We start from the raw sequence: 23,011 nt of genomic DNA, 5'->3' as shown, positions 1-23,011 counted from the left end.
GAACCGGTCTCGCTGCTGGTCATCGGCAGCGGCTTCAACGTGGCCCTGGTGGTGGGATTGATCTGGCGCCTGCTCACCGACGGAGAGGCGGCACGGCACGGTACGCCCGACCTTCCGGTGTCGAGTCGGGTGCTGTTCGTGCTGGCCAACGCCTTCTTCGGGTTGTTGCTGGTGCTGATCCTGGCCGGTCTGGGTGGGAATTACCCGTTCCGGCCCGACAACGTGGAATCTCTGGGGGATCAACACCTGGCACACACCGTGCTGATCGTGGCGATCGTCCTGGGCTGTGCCGGGGCGCTGCCCGGCCGCGGGCGGACGGTCTCGACCGGCGACGCCCACCTGCGCTGATCAGGCGGTGTGCTGCTGGCGCTGGCGAACGGCCGCGGCAAGACAGTTGGGCAAGCCGGGAACCCCAACCCTTATAGGATAATCAGCATGGGTTCTGCGGTGCGTTCGGCCACCGTCCCGGCGTTGGTCATGACCGTGGCAGTCCTGGGGTGGCTCGGTCTGCTGGTGCAGCGTTCCAGCGCCGAGCCGGTGCTGCTGGCAGGCGCGGTCGCGCGATTCGTCCCGATCGATGCCCACCGCGAACCGGTGCGGTCGCGCGGTGACGCCGCGGCGGCCGGCCCGGCCCAGGTCGAGCACTCCCGTTTCACCGGCGCCGAGACCCTGGCCGTGCCGCCGGCAGCACTGGGCCTGACCGATCGGCATCCGCGCGGCACGAGCTACTGGCGTGAGGTCCTCGGCGGCAGCGGCCCGGCACGGTTGCGGCTGCTGGTCCTCGATGCCGACGGCGCTCGGTTGGAGACCCAGTCCTGGGGACGGTTCGGGGTCGCGCTGAAGCCGGGGTTGCGGGTGCTGCCGGCCAGCCTGGCCGACGGTTCGCAATGGTCCTCGACGGGTCGGGCCGCCAGCTCCGGCCGGGAATGGGCGTACACCAACCAGTCCAGCGCCCGGGCGGGCGACGAACCGGGCTGCCTGCAGGTCGACTCCCGGACCACGCTCACCACCGGCCAGCTGACCCGCGGTTGGCGGGAGTTGAGCACCTGGTGCCCGGGGCGCGGAGTGGTCGCGCAGAGCGGCGAGACCGACCTGCCCGGCGCCCCACCGCGCTGGGGGTACGCCCCAGCCGAAGCGGTGGGCGACACCGTCACCGCACCCGCACCCAGGCCGCTGCCGGCCGACGCCGGCGCCATCCGGTTGCGGGAGCTGTCCACGCTGGTGCCCGACGGCTCCTTCGGCGACACCGCGCAGCCACCGTTCAGCCACCGCCCGCCGGTGCTCACCGACGACGGTGTGCTGGCGATCACCCAGTCCTATCTGGACGACGTGCACTGCTTCGCGCCGGGGGCGGACGGCCGGCACCGGCAGGTGGGCTGGCTGCGACCCGGTGGCAAGGTGCTGACGCTGACCTCGGTCGGTGAGCATCTGGCGATCACCACCTCGACCCGCGAGTTGCTGCTGTATCGGCCCACCGGCCAACTGGTGTGGCGGGCCAGCCTGGACGATGTGGCCGTGGTGGAGCCGATACCGCTTCCGCAGGGCCTGCTGGTGGCCACCCTGGGCGGGCAGGTGGAGCTGCGGAGCCTGACCGACGGCGAACCGCTGTGGCAGCGCCACCTGCCCAACGGTGTCGGCCAGCGACTGGTCGCCGACCCCATGACGGTGGCCGTGGTGGACAACGAGAACCAGCTCCGGGTGCTGGACAGCCGCGACGGCGCCCAGAGGTGGGACCACCCGCTGGGCGGACCGGCGAGGGGCCTACTGGTCACCCCGGAGCGCGTCGTCGCCGCGTCCGGGCGGCAGGTCCGCGCCTGGTCCAGTGACTCCGGGGCCTCGGACTGGGACGTCACCCTGCCGGGCCCGGCGGATCAGCTGGTGGCCGGGCAGGGGGCGTTGGCCGCCATCGTGGACGCCCCGGCGCTGGTGCTGCTCGACCCCGCCAATGGGCGGGTCCGCCGCCAACTCCCGGGGGTCGGCGCGGCGGTGGCCACCCCGGACGGGTGGGTGCTGCACCGCTCCGGCCGGTTGGAGCTGATCACCGTCGCCGGCGACAGCCGCGGCGGCTGGCCGGTACCGGTGCTGACCAGACCGCACCTGGTCGCCGGGCCGGGGCAGGCATGGCTGTTCCAGTGGGAGCGGGTGGTCGCCGTCCGCGGCCACCGGCTCGAGGCCCGCTGATGGAAGCACAACCGCTGCCACGACGGTTGGTGCGCCTGGTCGGGTTCGTGGTCACCCGCGTGCTGGTGGAGCCGGTGCGCGAGGGTCGGCTCCGCGACGCCCCCGGAACCCCGGCCCAGTGGCCGAACGGGCTGCACGGGGTGGTCTACGCCGCCCTGGGCTGTTACCTGCTGGCCGGGGTCACGATCCTCGCCGCCCCGATGCTGCGGTTGCGCACGAACCTGCTGGTCACCCAGCCGGACCAGACGGTCCCCTTCACGATCTTCGCGCTGACCCTGCTGCTGGTCTCGGTCGCCCTGGCCGCGCTGTTCACCGCAGCCCTGCACGTGCGCTGGTGGTGGCTCCGGGTGCTGTTGTGGGTGGTCGTCTCGGCCACCCTGGTCCGGCCGCTCTATCTGGATCAGGTGTTCGCCACCGGCGCCGGCCCGGTGCATGCCACGGTCTGGGTGACCCTGGCGGTACCGGCACTGCTCGCGCTGCTGCTGGTGCTCCGCTGGCGGTCCGCGTTTGCCGCCTGGGAGTTCCCGGTGGTGCTGCTGCTGGTGGGCCACGCCGTCGTCGCGGGGGTGGCGGCCCAACCGGTGGTGGTCGCCCAGGGCGGCATGGACGAGCGGGTGAACCGCCTCTCGGTGCTGCTCGCCATGATGTGGCCGTTGGCCATTCCGGCCACCGTGCTGGCCGGGGCGGCCCTGGTCGAGCTCAGTGTCAGCACCGCGGCCTGGACCGCGACCGGCTTCGCCGGGCTGCTCCGCAACCGGCGCGGCGCCCGGTGGTGGGCCGGCGGTCTGCTCACCGTGGTCGCCTGCTGGGAGTTCGGCTGGCTGTGGAACCAGTGGCGCTCCGGCGAGCTGTCGGCGACCGCGCTGGTCGGCGGGGCCGCGCTCGCCATCGGCGTGCTCCCGGCCATCGCGCTGGCCGGCTGGACCGCCGACCGCCACGCGGGAGATCTCGACCTGCGTGCCGACCCCGACGACGTCCCGGCCGCCTGGCGACGGTTCTCCCCGTGGCTGGGCCTGCTGATCGGAGCGACCGGCGGGCTGGGCATGCTGGTCGCCGGCATCCTGGGCGCCTTCGGGCTGCCGGGCCCGGAGCGGCTGGTGCGGACCCTGCAACCGCAGCTCGACCTGCCGACGACCCTGATCGCCGTCCTGGTGGCCGGCCTGCTCGCCCTGCGATCCGCGCGCCGGGGACTGCGGCTGACGGCGATGGGGCTGGCGGGGTTCGCCGCCGCGCACGCGGTGCTCGAGGTGCTCGGCCAGCTGGGCCAGCCGGCCGCGGCGGAGGGGGTGATGGTGGCGCTGAGCACGGCCAGCCTGCTGGTACTGCTGTGGTTGCTGCTCCGTCGCCGGCTGGATCAGGTGCGGCTGATCGCGCTCGCCACCGCCCTGCTGATGACCGCGCTGTGGAATCACCGCGAGTGGTTGGACGACCCGATCACCCGGTTGCTGTCGCTGAGCGGAGTGAGCGCCGCCCTGCTCGCGGGTCTGCTCTGGAAGGTGCTCACCGACCACGCCTGGACCCGCACCCCGGGTCCGCGGGTGCCGATCCCGGCGAGGGTGCTGCTGGCGTTGGCGAATGCGGTCTTCGGCGTGACGATGGCGTTGATGCTGGCCGGCCACGGCGGTCACTACCAGCTGCGGTTGGACGGACTGGAGGCGATCGGTCAGGGACTGCTCGGCACCACCCTGGTGCTGCTCACCGGATTCGTCGCCCTCTCCCTGGCGTTGTCCGGTGGCGGACGCCGCTACACCCAGGGTGAGCAGCAGCTGCACTGAGCGCCGGGCACCGATCAGGCCGGGGTCAACGCGTCCCGCTCCCGGTGCAGGAGTTGCGGAAGTGCCGCCACGGTGAGGAATTCGGCGTACTCCTCGGCGAAGGTGACCTCGCGGAGCAGGGAGTACGCCTCGGCCACCCGATCACCCTCGGTGCGCGGGATCCGGGCGAACTCATCGTCGATCAGCTGCTGCAGCCATTCCGCGGTGACCCGCTGTCCCTCCGCGGTCCGGGCACGCAGGTGCAGCCAGTGCCACAGCTGGGAGCGGCAGATCTCGGCGGTGGCCGCATCCTCCATCAGGCAACCGATCGCGACCGCTCCCTCACCGCGCAGCCAGGCGTCCAGATAGCGGATGACGACGGTGATGTTGGTGCGCAGCCCGCGTTCGGTGAGTTCGGTGTCGGGGATCCGCAGGTCGATCAGCTCGGCGGCCGGTGCCGGGCGTTCGGTACGCCTGCGGTGCAGCTGGTCGGTGCGCCCGCCCAGCGCCTCGTCGAACACCGCGGCGCAGACACCGACCAGGTCGGGATGGGCCACCCAGGAGCCGTCGAAGCCTTCCTTGGCCTCGCGGGTGTGCTCGATCCGGACCCGGTCCAGCGCGCGGCGGTTGGCCCGGGGGTCATCCCGGTCGGGCCAGAACGCGGCCGGACCGCCGACGGCGTACGCCCCGCGCCGATGGCAGGCGCGGACCAGCTCCGCGGCGTACCGGCGCAGGAAGGGTGCCGCCATGGTGATCTGGTCCCGGTCGGGCAGCAGGAAACCGTTGCCGCGACTGCGGAAACTCTTCACCAGCGAGAAGACGTGGTCCCAGCGACCGGCGCTCAGCCCTGCGGCGTGCTCGCGCAGCTCGTAGAGGATCTCCTCCATCTCCAGGGCCGCGGTCATCGTCTCGATCAGCACGGCGGCGCGGATGGTGCCGTGCGGGAGGGAGAGCAGGTCCTGGGCAGCCCCGAACACCGCATTCCACCAGCGGGCCTCCAGATGCGACTCCAGTTTGGCCAGATAGAAGTAGGGTCCACGTCCGCGCGCGATCAGCTCGGTCGCGTTGTGGAACAGGTGCAGGCCGAAGTCGAACAGGGCGGCGGAAACGGGCTCTCCGTCGACCAGCAGGTGGGTCTCGTCCAGGTGCAGCCCGCGCGGGCGCACCACGATGGTCGGCGTCAGTTCGGCCGACACCCGGTAGTGCCGCTCGGGGGTGTCCAGCTCGCAGCTGCCGCGCACCGCGTCGCGCAGGGTCAGCTGCCCGGTGATCAGGTTGTGCCAGGTCGGGCTGAGCGAGTCCTCCAGGTCGGCCAGCCACACCTGGGCCCCGGAGTTGAGCGCATTGATCGCCGTCTTCGGCTCGGCCGGTCCGACGATCTCCACCCGCCGGTCCGCCCACCCCGGAGCCGGCGGCGCCACCCGCCACCGCGGATCATCGCGCAGGTGCGCGGTGGACGCGGGCCGCTGCGGATCCTTGCCAGCAAGGATTTCCGCGGTTCGCAACCTGCGTTCCTGCAGCAGCTCGAGCCGGCGCCCGTTGGCCATCCGGTGCAGCGCCGCCACGAACTCCAGCGCCTCAACGGTCAGCACCTCTTCCCCTCGAGGGACCGAAGGGACACCGACCAGCTCAACCTGCTGCATTGAGATTTCCTTACTGTGACAAGGTTTGCGTGCGGGCGGTCAACTGAGGAATGGACAAGACCTCGGCGGTTGTGACCACCCGCACGCGGATCAAGGGAACGCCGGCCAGGACGGGGCGTCTCGATGGAGGAGGAGTCTCCCGGCACCCAACCCCGCGGCGCGTCCTCAGGCCGTCTCACCGAGCCCGAGGGTGCAGCGCGTCATCCCGCGATCGCAACCGATCAACGAGAATTCGCGCTGCACCCGAAGCGAGCGAGACGGAGCGCCGCCAGGGGGTCCGGGGGTCTTTCCCCCGGCCAATCAGCTCAGTGGAACTGGGCGTTCTCGGTGGAGCCGGCCAGGGCGGTGGTGGAGCTCTCCGGATTGACCGCCTGGGCGATCTGGTCGAAGTAGCCGGTACCCACCTCGCGCTGGTGCTTGGTGGCGGTGTAGCCACGCTCCTCGGCGGCGAACTCGCGCTCCTGCAGGTCGACGTAGGCGGTCATCTGCTCGCGGGCGTACCCGTGCGCCAGGTCGAACATGGAGTAGTTGAGTGCGTGGAAGCCAGCCAGGGTGATGAACTGGAACTTGTAGCCCATCGCCCCGAGCTCGCGCTGGAACTTGGCGATCGTCGCGTCGTCGAGGTGCTTCTTCCAGTTGAACGACGGCGAGCAGTTGTAGGCCAGCATCTGGTCGGGGTGCGTCTGGTGGATCGCGTCGGCGAACTTCTTCGCCAGCTCCAGATCCGGCGTACCGGTCTCCATCCACAGCAGGTCGGCATACTCGGCGTACGCCCGGCCGCGGGCGATGCACGGCTCGATGCCGTTGCGCACCTTGTAGAAGCCTTCGCCGGTGCGCTCACCGGTGAGGAACTCCTGGTCGCGCTCGTCGACGTCGGAGGTGATCAGGGTGGCCGCCTCGGCGTCGGTGCGGGCGATGATCAGCGACGGGGTGCCCGCGACGTCGGCGGCGAGCCGGGCCGCGTTCAGGGTGCGCTCGTGCTGCTTGGTCGGGATCAGCACCTTGCCGCCCAGGTGGCCGCACTTCTTCTCGCTGGCCAGCTGGTCCTCCCAGTGCACGCCCGAGGCACCGGAGGCGACCATCGACTTCATCAGCTCGTAGGCGTTCAGCGGTCCGCCGAAGCCGGCCTCGGCGTCGGCGACGATCGGCACCAGCCACTCGTCGACGCTCTGGATGCCCTCGGCGCACTCGATCTGGTCGGCGCGCAGCAGCGCGTTGTTGATCCGGCGCACGACCTGCGGCACCGAGTTGGCCGGATAGAGCGACTGGTCGGGATAGGTGTGCCCGGACAGGTTGGCGTCGGCGGCGACCTGCCAGCCGGACAGGTAGATCGCCTTGAGCCCGGCTTTGACCTGCTGCACGGCCTGGTTGCCGGTCAGCGCGCCGAGGGCGTTGACGAAGTCCTCGCTGTGCAGCTTGCGCCACAGCTGCTCGGCGCCACGCTTGGCGAGGGTGTGCTCCTCCTGCACCCGACCGCGCAGCCGCACCACGTCGGCGGCGGTGTAGTCGCGGCGCACCCCCGCCCAGCGCGGGTTGTCCTTCCAGTCCTGCTCCATGGACTCGGCGCTCATCGGGATGTGGGTGGTGCTCTCGCTCATGACGGCTCCTTTGCTGTACGTCTCACGGGGTGACTCCTGATCACCCGGTGACACCACTCTGCGAGAAGAACAACCACTTCGACAGGAGATTCTTGGTGAAAAATCTGCAGATTTTCTCTATACTGAAAATGTGACTCAAACCGACTGGCAGCGTCGCCCCCAGCAGGCCGAGCAGACCTCCGTTTTCGACCCGTTTTCGCTGGGCCGGCGCATCCGCACCATGCGCAAGGAGCGCAACCTCACCCTGGCCCAGGTCTCCGAGCTGACCGGAATCGCCTCCTCACAGCTCTCCCAACTGGAGAACGGGAAGCGCGAGGCGAAGGTGTCGGTGCTGCAGAACCTCGCCAGGGCGTACGGGGTCACCATCGACGACTTCCTGCAGGAGGTGCCGAACCGGCGCACCCTGCTGGAGATCGAGCTGGACCGCGCGATGCGCTCTCCGCTCGCCCAGCAGAAGGGGCTGCCGAGCGTACGCATCTCCCCGCGGATGCCGATGGAGGTGCTGGAGACCCTGGTCGCGCTGCACCGCGAGCTGGCCCGCACCGCCGAGGAGCAGGTCGCCACCCCCGAGGAGGCCCGCCGCGCCAACACCGAGCTGCGGGCGGAGATGAAGGCCCGCAACAACTATTTCGGCGACCTCGAACAGGAGGCGGCCCGGCTGCTGAAGCAGTCCGGCTATCGCCGGGGTCCGCTGTCCCAGCACGAGATCGGGGCGATCACCGCCCACCTGGGTTTCACCCTGCACCATGTCGGTGACCTGCCCCACTCCACCCGTTCGGTGACCGATCTGAAGCAGATGCGGATCTATCTGCCGCGCGCGACCGGGGGTGAGCACGACCCGCGTTCGGTGCTGCTGCAGGCGCTCGGGCACCACGTGCTCGGACACCAGACTCCCAACAGCTATGGGGAATTCCTGCGCCAGCGGATCGAGACCAACTATTTCGCCGCCGCCCTGCTGATGCCCGAATCGACCACCGTCGAGTTCCTGCGGCAGGCCAAGAAGGAGAAGCAGTTGGCCGTGGAGGACCTGCGCGACGCGTACGCCGTGTCCTACGAGGCGGCCAGCCACCGGATCACCAACCTGATCACCCACCACCTGGAGATTCCGGTGCACTTCCAGAAGGTGCACGACTCGGGGATCATCTACAAGGCCTACGAGAACGACGGGGTGAGCTTCCCCGCCGACCACACCGGGGCGATCGAGGGCCAGCCGGTGTGCCGTTACTGGACCAGCCGCCAGGTGTTCGACGCCGAGGACAAGTTCAACGCCTTCGACCAGTACACCGACACCCCGGCCGGCACGTTCTGGTGCACCGCCCGGGTGGAGAAGGACTTCTCCACCTGCATCGGGGTGCCCTACGTGCACGCCAAGTGGTTCCGCGGCCGGGTGACCAGGGAACGCTCCAAATCGGGTTGCCCCGACGAATCCTGCTGCCGGCGGCCGCCGAGCGAGTTGGCCCGGGAGTGGGCCGGCAACGCCTGGCCCTCGGCCCGGGCCCACTCCCACCTGCTGGCCGCTTTGCCGCCGGGCGCCTTTCCCGGCGTGGACGAGACCGAGGTGTACACCTTCCTGCAGCAGCACAGCTGAGGGCTAAACTCCCCGACCGTGGCTGCCATCACCGTGCTGGGCGACTCGCTGGCCGGGATGGCCGTGGCGGCGCGGCTGGCGAAGGTCGGGCATCGGGTGGTGCTGGTCCCTTCGACAGGCTCAGGGACCGGAAAGGGCGGCTCAGGGAGCGCGATCGCCGAGTTGCCGGCGGTGTTCACGTTTCCGGCGCCGTGGCGGGACCTGTTCAAGAAGTCGGGGCGGATCCTGGAGGCCGAACTGACCCGCAGGGGGCTCGCTCTCACCCCGGTCCCGGCCCGCCGCGTCGCCGGGATCGAGCTGCCGGCCGAGCGGGGAGCCCAGTGGCGCACCCTGTCCGAGGCCTTCGGTGAGCCGGTCGCCGCACGCTGGCGGGATCTGCTGGACGCCCTCGACGAGGTGTGGCAGGCCAGACGCCCACTCGGCCTGGAGCGGGAGCTCGATCCCGTGCTGTGGAAGAAATCCCGGCGACAGCTCTGGACCACCCGCACCGTCGACGACCTGGCTCGGCGCTTCGACCACCCGGTGCTCTCGCAGGTGATCCGTGAGTCCGCCGAGGGCGATCCGCGCCGCTCCCCCGCGACCGAGGCGATGTGGCTGAGCGTGGAGCGCACCTTCGGCCTGTGGCAGGTCACCGACGACTCCGGTACGCCGGTTGGCACCTCGGCGCTGGTCGACGCGCTGGCCGACCGGCTCGAGCAGCGCGGCGTCACCAGCGCCAGCACCCCACCCGGGCACGCCGACGCCACCATCGTCGCCACCGGCAGCATCCCCCGGGGCCTGCGCGGCCCGAAGCCGTGGTGGCGGCGTACCGGCTCCCGACTGGAACCCGGCCGCTACACCTGCGGCGCACACACCGCCGCCGGCCGCACCATGGCCGGCCAACTGCTGTCGGCCGCACTGGCGGCGTACGCCGTGCACGCGGACCTGACCGGGGAGGACATCCACCCGACCAACAAGAACCTGACCGTGCACCGCCGCCGATGATCAAGGTCAACCGGCAGGTGAACGGAGCGGTAACAATCCGGGTTGTTGCCCCCGTCGGCCCCGGCCCGCGTAGAATCAACAGTCTGTTTCCGACCGGTGAGGATTGACGGGATTGACAGCGCATTCGCGGGCCGAGGGTCCGGGACCCTCGCAGTACAACGGGCGTCCCGGTCCGGGGCAGGCTCCGGGCAGCACGATCGAGCGGGAGATCGCGGTCGAGCAGGCCCACGTCGACGCCGTCTATGAGCGGCTGGCCGAGGCCACCCGCTCGGCCCAGCAGGTGGCCACCGAAGGACGCTCCCTCTATCAGGGCGACCGGATGAGCTGGGCGCGCGAGGAGGACGGCACCGGGCTGTTCGAGCGCGACGTGTTCGCCTTCCAGGCCGCCAAACGGCTCGCCGTGCTGGACGCCGAGCACGAGGGGCTCGTCTTCGGCCGGCTCGACCGCACCGACGGGGAGATCCGCTACATCGGCCGGATCGGTGTCCGCGACGACGACTACGAACCGCTGGTGATCGACTGGCGGGCCCGGGCCGCCGAACCGTTCTATCGGGCCACCCCGAACACCCCGATGGAGGTGGTACGCCGCCGCGTGCTGCGCTGCCGCGGGGACCGGGTGATCGGCATCGAGGACGACCTGCTGGACGGGCAGTCCGCCGACGAGGACCTGGTCGTGGTCGGCGAGGGCGCGCTGATGGCCGCCCTCTCCCGGGCTCGGGGCCCGCAGATGCGCGACATCGTCGCCACCATCCAGTCCGAGCAGGACGAGGCGATCCGCGCCCCCTATCAGGGCGTCACGATCATCTCCGGTGGTCCCGGCACCGGCAAGACGGTGGTCGCGCTGCACCGCGCGGCCTACCTGCTCTATTCGCACCGCAAGCGCTTCGAGAACGGCGGGGTGCTGGTGGTCGGCCCCTCGCGGCTGTTCATGAACTACATCGAGCGGGTGTTGCCCAGCCTCGGCGAGGACTCGGTCACCCTGCGCGCCCTCGGCTCGGTGGCCGTCGACGTGCTCGGCTTCCGCGCCGAGCGGGTGGACACCAGCGCCGGCCACGTGATCAAGGGGTCGCTGACCATGCTGCCGCTGCTGCGCCGGTTGGTGAACGAGCCGCTGCTGGAGCTGACCGCCGAGCTGGCCCGGTTGCGGGTGTCGGTCAAGGGTGAGGTGCTCACCCTCGACGAGTCCACGCTGACCCGGATCCGCAGCGAGGTGCTGCGCACCCACCGGGTCAACTCGGGCCGGCCGGCCGCCGAGCGCGGCCTGCTGGACGCGCTGTGGCAGCGGTTCCCGGTCGAGGAGCACGAGCTGGAGCGCGACGCGTTCGAGGAACTGGTCGGCGACCAGGCGGCGTACAAGATGTTCGTCCAGGCGTGGTGGCCGCCGCTCACCCCGACCCAGGTGCTGCGCCGGTTGGCCGACCGCCGGCTGACCGCCCGGCTGGCCGGGGGCCGGCTCGACGAGAGCGCGATCGACCAGCTGTCGGCCAGCTATGCCGAGAACGCCGACTGGTCGGTCGCCGACCTGGCGCTGCTGGATGAGCTGGCCGCGATCATCGGGCCGGTGCCGCAGGAGGAGGAGACCGACCCGACGCTGTTCCTGGCCGACGGATCCCAGGTCTCCGAGGTGGTCACCACGATGGACCGCCAGGCCCAGCGCAACGAGCACGACCCGGACGCCGAGGCCCACGAGACCTTCGCCCACGTGCTGGTCGACGAGGCCCAGGACATCACCCCGATGCAGTGGCGGATGCTGCGCCGCCGCGGCGCCCAGGCCTCCTGGACGGTGGTCGGCGACCCGGCTCAGAGCTCCTGGCCCGATCGCGCAGAGAGCGAGCGGGCGCTGACCGACCTGGTCGGCACCGCGCCCTCACGTCGGTTCCGGATGAGCACCAACTATCGCTCCCCGGCCGAGGTGTTCGAGCTGGCCGCGAAGGTGGTCAGCCAGGCCTTCCCCGACGCCGACCTGCCGACGGCGATCCGGCGGACCGGGGTCGAGCCGGAGCTGCTCTCCGGTCGACCCGATCAGCTGGCGGAGCTGCTCACCGAGCGGGTACGCCTGCTGCTCGGCCAGGTGGAGGGCAGCGTCGGCGTGATCTGCCCGCCGTCGCGGATCTCTGCCGTGCAACGGATTCTCACCACCGCCGAGTTCGGCGAGCAGGCCGAGCGGGTGGCCCTGGTCACCCCGCTGGACTGCAAGGGACTGGAATACGACGCCGCGCTGGTGGTCGCCGCCGACGACATCGTCGCCGAGTCGCCGGGTGGGGTACGCGTGCTCTACGTGGCGCTGACCCGACCGACCCAGCGGCTGGTCACCCTCGACCTCACCGCTGACGGGTCAGCTGGAGCCTGGCGTAGATCTCTCGGGTAGCCCGGGAGCGGTTCTGGGTGAAGAAGTGCAGGCCGGGGGCGCCGCCCGCGAGCAGTTCGGCCGACAGCTCGGTGCCGAGCTCGATCCCCACTGCGCGCACCGAATCCGGATCGCCGGCGGCGCGCAGCCGCGCAGTCACCCGCTCCGGCAGCGCCGCACCCGACAACTCGGCGAAGCGCTCGATCTGACGCAGGTTGGTGACCGGCATGATGCCCGGGATGATCGGGATGTCGCAGCCCAGCGCGCGCACCCGCTCGACCAGACCGAAATAGTCGTCGGCGGTGAAGAACAGCTGGGTGATCGCGAACGAGGCGCCCGCGTTCGCCTTGTCCACCAGGATTCGGGCGTCCAGGTCGGCGTCGGACTGTTCGGGGTGCACGTCGGGGAAGGCGGCCACACCGATGCAGAAGTCGCCGAGCGAGGCGATCAGCCGGACCAGTTCGGTGGCGTTCTGCAGCCCGTCCGGGTGCGCCTGCCAGGGTGCGGTCGGACCGCCCGGCGGGTCCCCGCGGACGGCCAGGATGTGCCTGACGCCGGCGTCGGCGTACGCCCCCACCACCCGGCGTACGTCGTCGCGGGACTGGCTGACGCAGGTCAGGTGCCCCATCGTGCGCAGCGTGGTCTCCCGGGAGATCTGCCGGGTGGCGTGGATGGTGCGGTCGCGGGTGGAGCCGTTGGCACCGTAGGTGACCGAGACGAAGTCGGGGCCGAGGGCCTCCAGCTCGCGGACGGTCTGCCACAGCGTACGCTCGGCCTCCTCGCTGGCCGGGGGGAAGAACTCGAACGAGAACAGCGGGCCCCGCGCCGTCGCCAACACCTCGGCAATGGTGGGTCGGGCGAGGTCGGACATGGGGGCCACCCTAGGCCAGCGTGGTCGCTCGACCGGCATAGGCTCAGGGGGTGGGAAACCAGCAACTCCTCGACCCGAGCGACCCAGCCTCGACGGCAGTCCGCGACCGGCTGCAGCAGGCGATCACGTCCTTTCTCGAGGGCCAGCGGGCGGTGCTGGCCGAGATGGGACCCGAGCCGGCCCGGTTGATCGAGCTGGCCGCCACCTTCACCGGCGGCGGCAAGCGGCTGCGGCCTGGTTTCTGCCTGTGGGGGTTCGTGGCGGCCGCCGGGTTGCCGGAGTCGTCGGGGTCGTCGGAACAGTTGGACGCGCTGCTGCGGGCCGCGGCCAGCCTGGACCTGCTGCACGTGTCGGCGCTGGTGCACGACGACGTGATGGACGCCTCCGACACCCGCCGGGGCGTACCGGCGGCGCACCGCCAACAGGAACAGCTGCACCGGGAAGCGGGCTGGCTGGGGGCCGCGGACCGGTTCGGGCACGCCGGGGCGATCCTGCTCGGCGACCTGCTGGTGATGTGGTCGGTGGAGCTGTTCGAGACCGCGGGGTTGTCGTTCGAGGCGCTGCAGCGGGCCCGGCCGCTGGTCCAGGCGATGCGCACCGAGGTGACCTGCGGGCAATACCTGGATGTGTTGATGCAGCATCAGCCGATCGACGATCCGCAGCGGATGCTGGACCACGCGCAGCGGGTGGTGGAATACAAGACGGCCCGCTACACGGTGCAGCGGCCGGTGCAGATCGGGGCGGCGATCGGCGGGGCCGACCCGGCGCTGCAGGAAGCGCTGCGGGCGTACGGATCGCCGCTGGGCCGGGCCTTCCAGTTCCGCGACGACCTGCTCGGGGTGTTCGGCGACGCCGCCACCACCGGCAAACCGGCCGGGGACGACCTGCGCGAGGGCAAGCGCACCGTGCTGGTGGCGCACGCGTACGCCGGCAGCTCGGCGGCCGCATGCCGGGAGCTGGACGGGCTGCTCGGTCGCGCCGACCTGGACGAGGCCGGGGTGGCCCGGGCCCGGGAGCTGATCGCCGGCTCCGGAGCGGTCGCGCTGGTGGAGCAGATGATCGAGCGCGAGTACGACCGCGCCCTGACCGCGCTGGAGGCACCGATGACCGACCAGGGGCGGCAGGCGCTCAGCCGGCTGGCCGACCTGGCGGTACGCCGGGAGCGATAAGCGTCAGAGGTCTTCGACGATCCGGCCGGAGCTGAGCACCAGGGCGCGGTCGGCAGCGAGGGCCACGGGCAGCTCGGCGGTGGCGAGCACCACCGTCACCCCCCGCTCGGTGCAGGCGCGGCGCAGCGAGGCCAGCACCGTCTGGCTGACCGCGCCGCCGATGGTGTCGAGGAACAGCAGCCGCGGCTCGGCGGCCAGCGCGCGGGCCACCGCGTCGGCCAGCGCCACCGGCGTGGGCTGCGGCCCGACGAACTGGCTGCGCGCCAGGTTGCGGGCGCGGCGGCGCTGATTGTCGTTGAGTCCGCTGAGCTCCCAGCCGGCCAGGAAGACGCGGCCGCCGTCGACCGGATCGATCCCGGCCAGGGAGCGCAGCAGTTCGGCGGCACCGGAGTCGGGACGCCCGGCGATGGCGGTCCAGCGGGCGTTCGCCACGTTGACGCTGACCTGATCGACCAGCACCCGGCGGCGCAGCCCGCGACGCCCCAATCGGGTCAGGTTGAACGCCGAGCAGGCGATGCCGGTGCGGGTGTCGTTGCTGATCGATCGGGTTTGCGTCGTTCGGCTCATGGCCCCCACGCTATTGACCGGGGCCCGGATCCGAATCCGTCCGCGGGCCACGGTCACCCGCCCGATCTCCGACCCCGGGACTAGGGGGTCACCCCCAAGGGTTCAGACGAGCAGCACCGCGAAGGCGGGCGGGTGCTCGGCCCGGGCCGTCCAGAGCTCGAGCAGCACCGCCCACACCCGGGGCTCGCTCACCGCGAACCCCTGCCAGCCGGACCACACCAGCACGCTCGGCACCGGCAGGTCGGCCAGGCACTCGTCGAGGGCGTCCAGGTTGCGCCCGTAGTAGTCCGGGAATTCCAGCACCCGGCCGATCTCGGTGAGCAGCGCCCGCACCCCGGTGTCCCGGCCGCTGTGCAGTTCCCCGATCCGCCAACCGGTCCGGCGCAGCTGCGCCAGCACCGGCGCCGGGTCACCGAGCACCCGGTGCACACCCGGCTCGACCGGGGCGCTCATCGGCGGATCCGTTCGAAGCTGACGTAGTGGTCCGCGGTCCAGTAGAACTCGCGGTCGTTGTCGCCGGTGACGATGCGGCGGGCGCCGCGGTCCCGCTCTCCGGGCGTGGGCACCGTGTACTCCTTGTAGTAGCCGCGTGACTTCTTCGGCAGCACCCCCTCGAGGTTGCCGAAGGTCGTTCCGTCCTTGTCGTAGGGGAACGGCCCGCCCTTCTCGATCAACCCGATGGTGCGCCGCGCCTCGGCGGGCAGGTCGTTCGGCTCGACCCAGCGCAGCCCGGAGGCCGGGTCGGTGGCCGGCCCCTTCGGTTCGCTGGTACGCCCCTGCGGTGCGGTCGTCCTGCGCTCACCGGGGGATGCCCCGGTGCTGGCCGGCGGGCGGGTGGCCGAGGCCGACGGCGTACCGGAGGCCGACCCGTCGCCCTGGCGCTGGCAGGCGTACAGCAGAGCCACCAGGCCGAGCACCAGGACCAGCAGGATGATGCTGGCCACCCGGCCCGGGCGCACCGCGCGGGCCGCGCTCACTCGTTGTCGCGGCGGAACCGGCGGGCGCCTGTGTCCTGGCCCCAGTCATCGCTGCCGAGCCGGCGTCCCTGCTCGGCGCGCGGCTCGTCGGCCATCTCCTCGGAGATGGTTTCCGGCTGGTTGTCCCCGCCCGACTTGTCCTGCACCGGGACGAAGGTGGCGGACTGGCCGAAGTTGAACACCGACTGCAGGTATTCCTGCATCCCGGGGTCGTCGTTCCAGGTCTCGCGCAGCCGGTCGCTGAGCTGCTTGGCCGCCGCCTCGGCGTCGGCCGCCCGGGTGATGGCGCTCGACACCGCGATCCGCCGGGCACCGGCGGCCAGCACCTCGTCCAGGTTGTCGGCGTTGATTCCGCCGATCGCGAACCACGGCTTGGTCGCGGGATCCGACGGCGGCGCCAGGGTGGCCGCGGCGCGGACCAGATCCAGCCCGACCGGCGGATATTCCGGCTTCGTCGAGGTGGCGTACACCGGGCCGACGCAGAAGTAGTTCACCTCGGGGTTGTCGACGGCCGCCCGGGCCTGCTTGTCGGAGTGGGTGGACTGACCGATCAGCGCCCACTGGTGCAGGAAGGTGCGGGCCACCTTCGGCTGTTCGTCGGCCTGGCCCAGGTGCAGCACATCGGCGGAGAACTTCTTCGCCAGCGCCGGGGAATCGTTCACCACAACGAGTCCCTGGTAGTGGTAGGCGATGGTGCGAGCGAGGTCGAGCGCCTCGAGCTCCTTCTCCTCGGGCAGATCCTTCTGGCGTACCTGAAGCACGTCGACGCCGCCGGCGAAGGCCGCCTCGACGAAATTGCCGAAGTCCTTGGTGTCCTCACGCAGGTCGGTCAGCAGGTAGAGCCGCGCCGTCTTCAGGCGGACGTCGAGTCCCATCAGTGCAGTCACGCGGTCAGCCTATCCGGCAACGGCCGCCGGGTGGAGGATCGGCGACATTCGCCGACCATCGGCGCGTCACCCTGCAATGCCGGGCCATTTCCCTAGACTCCAGCAGGACAGCTTTCACACGAGTCAACCTTCCCCAACCCGTGTACGGAGCACAATCGTGACGACAACCAGCATCTCTGACCCGATGGTCGGATGTGTGCTGGACGGGCGCTACGAGGTGCAGCAGCGGCTCGCCCGCGGCGGGATGGCGATGGTCTATCGCGCCCTCGACACCCGGCTCACCCGCACGGTCGCGGTCAAGGTGATGCACGAGGGCCTCGGTGACGACCACGACTTCACCCGCAAGTTCGATCGCGAGGCGCGCGCCGCCGCCCGGCTCAGCCACCCCAACGTGGTGTCGGTGTTCGACCAGGGCCACGACCACGGCCGGCCCTACATCGTGATGGAGTTCGTCGAGGGCTGCACGATGCGCCGGGTGATCAGCCGGGACGCCCCGCTGCCGCCGCAGCGCTGCCTGGAGCTGATCGACCACGTGCTGTCCGCGCTGGTGTCGGCGCACGAGAACGGGCTGGTGCACCGCGACATCAAACCCGAGAACATCCTGCTGTCGGACCGCGGTCAGCTGAAGGTGGCCGACTTCGGGCTGGCCCGGGCGATCACCGCGCAGACCGCGACGGCGACCCAGGGGATGCTGATCGGCACGGTTTCCTATCTGCCGCCGGAGCTGGTGCTGCACGGCCGCGCCGACACCCGCTCCGACGTCTATTCCACCGGCGTGGTGCTGTTCGAGATGCTCACCGGCAGCAAGCCGCACACCGGGGAGACGCCGATCCAGGTGGCGTACGCCCACGTGCACAACGAGATCCCCTCCCCCTCGACCCGGATGCAGACGTCCTGGCGCACCTCCCGGGACGGGATCCCGCCCTATCTGGACGCCCTGGTCCGGGCGGCCACCCAGCGCGAACCGGAGCGCCGCCCCACGAACGCGCGCGAGCTGCAGGCGATGGTGCGCAAGGCGCTGCGCGCCCTGTCGGCAGGGGTGATGAACGACCCGCTGCTGACCCAGGAGTTCTCGCGCAGCTATGCCGATCTGGAACACACCCAGCCGTTGGACTGGGGTACGCCGATCTCCCCCACCGTGATCGAGCCGTCCGAGGAGGTGCCGCATCCGGTCTCCGATGCGCTGCACGTCAGCGAGCGCGTCGCGGTCGGGCCGACCACCCGCAGCCGCACCGGGTCGGCGGGGCGGACGGGGGCGCCGGGGCGGACGGGGGCGCCGGGGCGGACTGGGGCGCCGGGGCGTACCGGTGGACGGGGCGAGCCGAAGGCGCCGGTCAGCCCGTCGATGCTGGACGCCTATGAGACCTTCGATCCGTCCGACCGGGAACCGGTCGCGGCGATCCCGGTACCGGCCCGGCGGCCTGTCGTGGACGAGGCCTCCGGGCGTCGTCCGGTACGCCGCCGCGGTCTCGTTGCCGCGCTGGTGCTGGTCGTGCTGGCGGCACTGGTCGGCGGCGGCGGTTGGTGGCTGGCCGACGGCCGGTTCGTGGCCACGCCGGCGATCACCGGGCTGACCCGGGCGGCGGCCGAGCAGACGGTCGGTGACGCGGGACTGCGGATCTCCTTCGAGGAGGCGTACAGCGAATCGGTGCCGAATGGGCAGGTGATATCCACCGACCCGGTGACCGGGGCCGACGTGCCGCGCGGTGGCCGGGTGCACGCCGTGGTGTCGAAGGGCCCGGAGCGCTTCGAGATGCCGCGGGTGATCGGGCTGCCGCGGGAGGAGGCCAGCAGCGCGTTGACCTCCCGGCACCTCACCGTCGGCCAGGTCGCCGAGGACTGGCACGAGCAGGCACCGTCCGGACAGGTGATCGCCGCCTCGGCGGAGGTCGGCGCCACACTGAAGCGCGGCGACAAGGTCGAGCTCACCGTGTCCAAGGGACCGAAGCCGATCCCGGTCACCAACTATTCGGGCAAGTCGGCCAAGGACGCCCAGGACGCGCTCGAGCAGGCCGGTTTCACCGTCGAGGTGAAGACCGAGAACTCGCGGACCGTGCCGGAGGGCCGAGTCGTCTCGCAGTCACCGAGCCAGGGCACCGGGCGGCGCGGGGACAAGGTCACCCTGGTCCGCTCGCTCGGGCCGGTGATGGTGGCCGTGCCGCAGGTGAAGGCGATGGGCGTCAAGGAGGCCACCGAGGTGATGCAGAAGGCCGGGTTCAAGGTGGCCACCAAACCGTCGGCCACCTACCTCGGGCTGGGCTTCGTCGCCAGCAGCGAACCGGGCCCCGGCGCCAGGGCCCCCGAGGGTTCGACGATCACCCTGCTGCTGGTCTGACCCTGCTGCTGGTCTGACGGGTCGGGGTCGGGCCGGATCAGGCGGTCCAGGGCGTACCGTCGCGCAGGTCGACCAGCTCGGTCGGGGTCATCTCGCCGATCCGACCGTTCACCAGGCCCCAGCCGCGGTCGTTGAGCAACCCGTCGTGAACCAGGAAACCGCGCGGCGCCGCCACCTGACGTGCGAAGTCGATGTGCTCCTTCATCGCCGCCCACGGACCCATCGCCGGCAACGCCAGCAGGTCGATCCCCTGCGGGCAGGCGGCCAGCGAGTCACCCGGGTGGAACAGCGTCGGCTCCCCCTCGGCGCTGATCACGATGCCGACGTTGCCGACCATCGGGATGTCGCGGTGGATCACCGCGTGCTGGCCGCCGACCGTGGCGATCTCGACCCCGCCGACGGTGGTCGAGGTCTCGGCCGGGATCCGAGCGGCGCGGGCCAGGTCCACCTTGTCGGGTACGCCCGGCTCGACCAGCACCCGGGCGTCCGGGTTGGCGGCGATCAGCGCGCCGACGTGTTCGGGGTCGACGTGATCGGGGTGCAGGTGGGTGACCACGATCGCGTCGAGGTCGGTCTGGTCGTGCCAGGCGGTGGAGAAGTTGCCCGGGTCGATCAGGATGCGCTGGCCCGCGACCTCGACCAGCACCGCGGAATGTCCGAGGTGTGTGATCTGCATGCCCCCAACCTAGCCGGACCGCTGCGTCGCGATCACCCGGCGGGGTCGCTGAGCAGTCCGGCCAGGATCTCCCCGGCCCGCCGGCAGCGGTCACGGTCGACGCCGCGCCAGGTGACGGCGCGGATCATGTGCCGGCCCAGGGCGGACACGACGATCCCCTGTTCGGCGGCGGCCAGCGCCACGTCGAGGGCCGGGCGGCGGCCGGTGGAGAGCACCACGATGTTGGTCTGCACCAGGTCGAGGTCGACGGCCTCGGGGGCGCGTTCGGCGACGGCCTCGGCGAGGGTACGCGCGGCGGCGTGGTCGTCGGCCAGCCGGTCCAGGTTGTGGGTGAGCGCGTGGTCGGCGGCGGCCGCCAGCAGCCCGGCCTGGCGCCAGCCGCCGCCCATCCGCTTGCGCAGCACCCGGGCCCGGGCGATCGTCTCGGCGTCGGAGAGCAGCATGGAGCCGACCGGCGCGCCGAGGCCCTTGGAGAAGCACACGCTGACGGTGTCGAAGAGTCGGCCATAGTCCGCCAGCGGCGTACCGGTGGCGACGTGGGCGTTCCACAGCCGCGCCCCGTCCAGGTGCAGGCGTACGCCGGCGTCGCGGCAGAGCCGATGGACGGCCTGCAGGTGCTCGAGCGGCTGGATGGTGCCGCCGCCGAAGTTGTGCGTGTTCTCCAGGGCGACGGCCGCGGTGGACACCAGATAGGGGCCGGCATCGGGGGCCAGCATGGTCTCGATGGTGGCCAGATCGGTGACCCCGCGGCTGGAGCCCCAGGTGCGCATCGTCACCCCGGACAGCGCCCCGTGCGCGCCCAGCTCGGCGCGGGCGATGTGCGCGTCGACGTCACACAGCACCTCCTGGCCGGGCTGAACCAGCATCGCCACGCCGAGCACGTTGGACAGCGAGCCGGTGGCGCAGAACAGACCCGCCTGGTGGCCGAGCAGGTCGGCGGTACGCCGCTCGAGCGCGGAGATGCTGGGGTCTTCGGCGTACACGTCGTCACCGACCGGGGCGGAGGCCATCGCCGCCCGCATCGCCTCGTCGGGCACGGTCAGGGTGTCGGAGCGCAGGTCGATCATGCTCCTGTCCTATCGCACCCCCGAAAATGTTTCTCAAATTCACCCGATTCGTACTGGTGGTGAACCTTACCCGCGTGTCATTCTGAACCATGACGACGCTGCAGACCCCCGCTGCCCCCGCAGCCGCCTCGCGCAAACCGTTGGCAAACCGCCTCTGGTTGAAGATCCTTCTGGTGCTCCTGGTCCTCATCCCGCCCATCGCCCGCAATCTTCCCCTGGGCGAGACGAGCAACGCCATCCAACAGGTGATCATGGCCCCGGTCGCCGAATCGGTCGAGACGTTGCGGATCACCTTCAAGTGGATGCTCTTCGCGACCATCCCGTTCGCGTTCTGGCCCAGGTTCTCCGGTTCGGTCCGCGCCCGGACGGTGCTGGGCTACTACGCCGTGGCGCTGGTCGTGGTGGCCATTGGCCAGAACTGGGGCACCCAGACCGCCTGGGGTTCGGTGTTCCTGCTCGGCAATGCGCTGATCCAACTCGTGGTGGTCGGGTTCCTGGTGCGTGACGTGGTCGCCGGGCTGAGCCGGTTCGACTCCCCCCGCCGCGACCGGATGTGGTTGCTGGTGCCGATGCTGTTCGCCTGGCTGTGGCCCTACACGGTACGCGACGGGGCGGCGGTGGCCGCGTTCAACGAACAGGTCCTGGTCAATGGGGCGGGTGTCGCCTACTGCCTGACCACACCGGTGGTGCTGGGGCTGATGCTGATCTTCGCCGACTCGGTGCACCGACCGACCCTGGCCGTGGCCGGCTGGGCGGGCTCCATCTTCGGGGTGCTGAACATGATGACCTGGTTCCTGCTCAATCCGGCGTCCTGGTGGATGGGCGTCTGCCACGTGCCGCTGCTGGTGATCTCGGTGTGGGCGGCATGGGAGGGCCGGTACCGCCGTCACCGCAAACCCGCGGCCGCGCCGGTCAACCCGATCTGATCGGGGCCGGGGCCTCCAGCAGCGCCGGCCTCAGAACTCCACCGGGGTGAACTCCTGCACCGGGTTGATCCGGTTGATCCGGCCGTCGGTGAGCCGCTCGGCAACGGTGAACGCGAGCTCGAGCGCCTGGTTGCGGTTCAGCCGCGGGTCGCAGGCGGTCTCGTAACGCGACTCCAGGTCCGACTCGGTGAGATCGCGCACCCCACCGACGCACTCGGTGACGTCGTCGCCGGTCAGCTCGACGTGCACACCGCCGGGCCAGCTGCCGAGCTCGTCGTGCACGTCGAAGAAGCCGTTGATCTCCTCGACCACCTGGCTGAACGCCCGGGTCTTGTAACCGTTGGCCGTCTCGAAGGTGTTGCCGTGCATCGGGTCGCACACCCACACCGGCTTGCGACCGGTGGCCTCGACGGTCTCGATCAACCGGGGCAGGTTATCGCGCACCTTGCCCGCGCCCATCCGGGTGATGAAGGTGAGCCGGCCCGGTTCGCGATCGGGGTCGAGCCGGTCGGCGATGGCGATCGCGTCCTCACCGGTCGCGGTCGGGCCGAGCTTCACCCCGATCGGGTTGCGTACGCTGCGCAGCAGCTCGACGTGCGCACCGTTCAGCTGCCGGGTCCGCTCCCCGATCCAGATGAAGTGCCCCGAGGTGATGTAGGGCTGCTGGGAGCGCGAGTCGATCCGGGTCAGCGCCTGCTCATATTCCAGCAGCAACGCCTCGTGCGAGGCGTGGAAGTCGACGGTGCGCATCGACTCGTCATCGATCCCGCAGGCGACCATGAACGCCATCGCCCGCTCGATCTCCTCGGCCAACTTCTCATAACGCTCCACCACCCCGGCGTTGCGGACGAAGGTGGCGTTCCAGGAGTGGATCGAGCGCAGGTCGGCGAAACCGCCGGTGACGAAGGCGCGGGTCAGGTTCAGCGTCGCCGCCGAGGCGTTGTAGACCTCCAGCAGCCGCCTGGGGTCGGGCACCCGGGCGGCCTCGGTGAACTCGAACCCGTTGACCGCGTCCCCGCGGAAGGTGGGCAGGGTGACCCCGTCGCGGGTCTCGGTGTCCTTGGAGCGCGGCTTGGCATACTGCCCGGCGATCCGGCCGAGCTTCACCACCGGCACCTGCCCGGCGTAGGTGAGCACCACCGACATCGCCAGCAGCACCTGCAGCTTGTTCTTCACGTTCTGCGCGCTGACTCCGGCGAACGTCTCGGCGCAGTCCCCGCCCTGCATCAAAAAGGCGCGACCATCGGCGACCGCGGCCAGCTTGGTGCGCAGGTCGTCGCACTCGCCGGCGAACACCAGCGGCGGCCGGGAGCGCAGCTGGTCGACCACCCCGGCCACGACGGCCGGGTCGGGATAGGTCGGCTGCTGCACCGGGTTCAGGGCGTGCAGCTGCTCAAGACTGGGGAATGACACCCCGCAAGGATAGGCGTACGCCGGTTGG

Annotated in this window: 19 protein-coding genes; 9 read left to right on the top strand and 10 right to left on the bottom strand. The window is 71.0% G+C overall.

Features of this window, described 5'->3' with window-relative positions; translation table 11 throughout:
- Positions 1-48: 48 nt before the first annotated feature.
- The 3 genes from CGZ93_RS02805 (at position 49) to CGZ93_RS02795 (ending at position 3,956) form a co-directional block, all read left to right on the top strand.
- Positions 49-348, top strand: a complete 300-nt coding sequence (locus CGZ93_RS02805) for a hypothetical protein (protein WP_141211050.1) — start codon at positions 49-51, stop codon at positions 346-348.
- 87 nt (positions 349-435) lie between these two features.
- Positions 436-2,181 (top strand): outer membrane protein assembly factor BamB family protein, encoded by a 1,746-nt coding sequence (locus CGZ93_RS02800; RefSeq protein ID WP_094362636.1) that lies wholly within the window; start codon positions 436-438, stop codon positions 2,179-2,181.
- Complete coding sequence (locus tag CGZ93_RS02795) at positions 2,181-3,956, top strand: hypothetical protein (protein ID WP_094362635.1); 1,776 nt, start codon at positions 2,181-2,183, stop codon at positions 3,954-3,956. The genes CGZ93_RS02800 and CGZ93_RS02795 overlap by 1 nt, the downstream gene beginning before the upstream one ends.
- 14 nt (positions 3,957-3,970) lie before the next feature.
- On the opposite strand, the gene aceB is transcribed toward CGZ93_RS02795, so the two are convergent.
- Entirely contained in the window at positions 3,971-5,578 is a 1,608-nt protein-coding gene (aceB, locus tag CGZ93_RS02790; protein ID WP_094362634.1) for a malate synthase A, read from the bottom strand.
- A 305-nt stretch (positions 5,579-5,883) separates the two neighbouring features.
- Positions 5,884-7,176: an isocitrate lyase gene (gene aceA / locus CGZ93_RS02785; protein WP_094362633.1), complete on the bottom strand. Its 1,293-nt coding sequence runs from the start codon at positions 7,174-7,176 to the stop codon at positions 5,884-5,886.
- Between the two features lie 130 nt (positions 7,177-7,306).
- Between aceA and CGZ93_RS02780 the strand changes: the two genes are divergently transcribed.
- The 3 genes from CGZ93_RS02780 to CGZ93_RS02770 all read left to right on the top strand — a co-directional run bounded on the left by CGZ93_RS02780 (position 7,307) and on the right by CGZ93_RS02770 (position 12,116).
- A complete protein-coding gene (locus tag CGZ93_RS02780; RefSeq protein ID WP_229117155.1) occupies positions 7,307-8,764 on the top strand; it encodes a helix-turn-helix domain-containing protein in 1,458 nt (485 codons plus the stop codon).
- An 18-nt stretch (positions 8,765-8,782) separates the two neighbouring features.
- Positions 8,783-9,748, top strand: a complete 966-nt coding sequence (locus CGZ93_RS02775; protein WP_094362632.1) for a hypothetical protein — start codon at positions 8,783-8,785, stop codon at positions 9,746-9,748.
- A gap of 112 nt (positions 9,749-9,860) precedes the next feature.
- Positions 9,861-12,116, top strand: coding sequence for a HelD family protein (locus CGZ93_RS02770; RefSeq protein WP_094362631.1), 2,256 nt, complete (start codon positions 9,861-9,863; stop codon positions 12,114-12,116).
- On the opposite strand, the gene metF is transcribed toward CGZ93_RS02770, so the two are convergent.
- Complete coding sequence (metF, locus tag CGZ93_RS02765; RefSeq protein WP_094362630.1) at positions 12,070-12,966, bottom strand: methylenetetrahydrofolate reductase [NAD(P)H]; 897 nt, start codon at positions 12,964-12,966, stop codon at positions 12,070-12,072. The two genes, CGZ93_RS02770 and metF, sit on opposite strands and share 47 nt — an antisense overlap.
- A gap of 50 nt (positions 12,967-13,016) precedes the next feature.
- On the opposite strand from metF, the gene CGZ93_RS02760 reads away from it, so the two are divergent.
- The gene (locus tag CGZ93_RS02760; RefSeq protein WP_094362629.1) at positions 13,017-14,135 is read left to right on the top strand and encodes a polyprenyl synthetase family protein; all 1,119 of its coding nucleotides are present in this window, start codon (positions 13,017-13,019) and stop codon (positions 14,133-14,135) included.
- Positions 14,136-14,138: 3 nt separating this feature from the next.
- On the opposite strand, the gene CGZ93_RS02755 is transcribed toward CGZ93_RS02760, so the two are convergent.
- From CGZ93_RS02755 to thiE, 4 genes are all read right to left on the bottom strand, one after another.
- Positions 14,139-14,702 (bottom strand): P-loop NTPase family protein, encoded by a 564-nt coding sequence (locus tag CGZ93_RS02755; protein WP_094362628.1) that lies wholly within the window; start codon positions 14,700-14,702, stop codon positions 14,139-14,141.
- 102 nt (positions 14,703-14,804) lie between these two features.
- The gene (locus tag CGZ93_RS02750; RefSeq protein ID WP_094362627.1) at positions 14,805-15,155 is read right to left on the bottom strand and encodes a barstar family protein; all 351 of its coding nucleotides are present in this window, start codon (positions 15,153-15,155) and stop codon (positions 14,805-14,807) included.
- Complete coding sequence (locus CGZ93_RS02745) at positions 15,152-15,679, bottom strand: ribonuclease domain-containing protein (RefSeq protein WP_229117154.1); 528 nt, start codon at positions 15,677-15,679, stop codon at positions 15,152-15,154. Before CGZ93_RS02745 ends, CGZ93_RS02750 begins: the two co-directional genes overlap by 4 nt.
- The gene (thiE, locus tag CGZ93_RS02740) at positions 15,676-16,566 is read right to left on the bottom strand and encodes a thiamine phosphate synthase (RefSeq protein ID WP_229117153.1); all 891 of its coding nucleotides are present in this window, start codon (positions 16,564-16,566) and stop codon (positions 15,676-15,678) included. Before thiE ends, CGZ93_RS02745 begins: the two co-directional genes overlap by 4 nt.
- Before the next feature lie 157 nt (positions 16,567-16,723).
- On the opposite strand from thiE, the gene CGZ93_RS18725 reads away from it, so the two are divergent.
- Positions 16,724-18,901, top strand: a complete 2,178-nt coding sequence (locus tag CGZ93_RS18725; protein ID WP_229117152.1) for a Stk1 family PASTA domain-containing Ser/Thr kinase — start codon at positions 16,724-16,726, stop codon at positions 18,899-18,901.
- A 37-nt stretch (positions 18,902-18,938) separates the two neighbouring features.
- Here the strand turns inward: CGZ93_RS18725 and CGZ93_RS02730 are convergent, their stop codons facing one another.
- Both CGZ93_RS02730 and CGZ93_RS02725 read right to left on the bottom strand, forming a co-directional pair.
- Positions 18,939-19,577 (bottom strand): MBL fold metallo-hydrolase, encoded by a 639-nt coding sequence (locus CGZ93_RS02730; RefSeq protein WP_094362624.1) that lies wholly within the window; start codon positions 19,575-19,577, stop codon positions 18,939-18,941.
- Between the two features lie 32 nt (positions 19,578-19,609).
- Positions 19,610-20,644 carry a threonine aldolase family protein gene (locus CGZ93_RS02725; protein ID WP_094362623.1) on the bottom strand — a complete coding sequence of 345 codons (1,035 nt, stop codon included), beginning with the start codon at positions 20,642-20,644 and terminating at the stop codon, positions 19,610-19,612.
- 89 nt (positions 20,645-20,733) lie between these two features.
- Here CGZ93_RS02725 and CGZ93_RS02720 point away from each other — a divergent pair, with 89 nt between their 5' ends.
- Positions 20,734-21,570, top strand: a complete 837-nt coding sequence (locus CGZ93_RS02720) for a hypothetical protein (RefSeq protein ID WP_094362622.1) — start codon at positions 20,734-20,736, stop codon at positions 21,568-21,570.
- A gap of 30 nt (positions 21,571-21,600) precedes the next feature.
- Here the strand turns inward: CGZ93_RS02720 and CGZ93_RS02715 are convergent, their stop codons facing one another.
- Complete coding sequence (locus CGZ93_RS02715) at positions 21,601-22,983, bottom strand: class II 3-deoxy-7-phosphoheptulonate synthase (protein ID WP_094362621.1); 1,383 nt, start codon at positions 22,981-22,983, stop codon at positions 21,601-21,603.
- Positions 22,984-23,011: the final 28 nt, after the last annotated feature.

It is taken from the genome of Enemella dayhoffiae, assembly GCF_002250625.1.
Taxonomy (GTDB): Bacteria; Actinomycetota; Actinomycetes; order Propionibacteriales; family Propionibacteriaceae; genus Enemella; species Enemella dayhoffiae.
Note: the sequence above shows the minus strand (reverse complement) of the source record. Positions and strands in the feature narration are given on the sequence as shown.

What these genes read in the sequence shown, in the direction of transcription:
- CGZ93_RS02800 (WP_094362636.1), top strand. Translation starts at nt 436, where the DNA reads ATGGGTTCTGCGGTGCGTTCGGCCACCGTCCCGGCGTTGGTCATGACC.
- CGZ93_RS02795 (WP_094362635.1), top strand. Translation starts at nt 2,181, where the DNA reads ATGGAAGCACAACCGCTGCCACGACGGTTGGTGCGCCTGGTCGGGTTC.
- aceB (WP_094362634.1), bottom strand. Translation starts at nt 5,578, where the DNA reads ATGCAGCAGGTTGAGCTGGTCGGTGTCCCTTCGGTCCCTCGAGGGGAA.
- aceA (WP_094362633.1), bottom strand. Translation starts at nt 7,176, where the DNA reads ATGAGCGAGAGCACCACCCACATCCCGATGAGCGCCGAGTCCATGGAG.
- metF (WP_094362630.1), bottom strand. Translation starts at nt 12,966, where the DNA reads ATGTCCGACCTCGCCCGACCCACCATTGCCGAGGTGTTGGCGACGGCG.
- CGZ93_RS02755 (WP_094362628.1), bottom strand. Translation starts at nt 14,702, where the DNA reads ATGAGCCGAACGACGCAAACCCGATCGATCAGCAACGACACCCGCACC.
- CGZ93_RS02750 (WP_094362627.1), bottom strand. Translation starts at nt 15,155, where the DNA reads ATGAGCGCCCCGGTCGAGCCGGGTGTGCACCGGGTGCTCGGTGACCCG.
- CGZ93_RS02730 (WP_094362624.1), bottom strand. Translation starts at nt 19,577, where the DNA reads ATGCAGATCACACACCTCGGACATTCCGCGGTGCTGGTCGAGGTCGCG.
- CGZ93_RS02725 (WP_094362623.1), bottom strand. Translation starts at nt 20,644, where the DNA reads ATGATCGACCTGCGCTCCGACACCCTGACCGTGCCCGACGAGGCGATG.
- CGZ93_RS02720 (WP_094362622.1), top strand. Translation starts at nt 20,734, where the DNA reads ATGACGACGCTGCAGACCCCCGCTGCCCCCGCAGCCGCCTCGCGCAAA.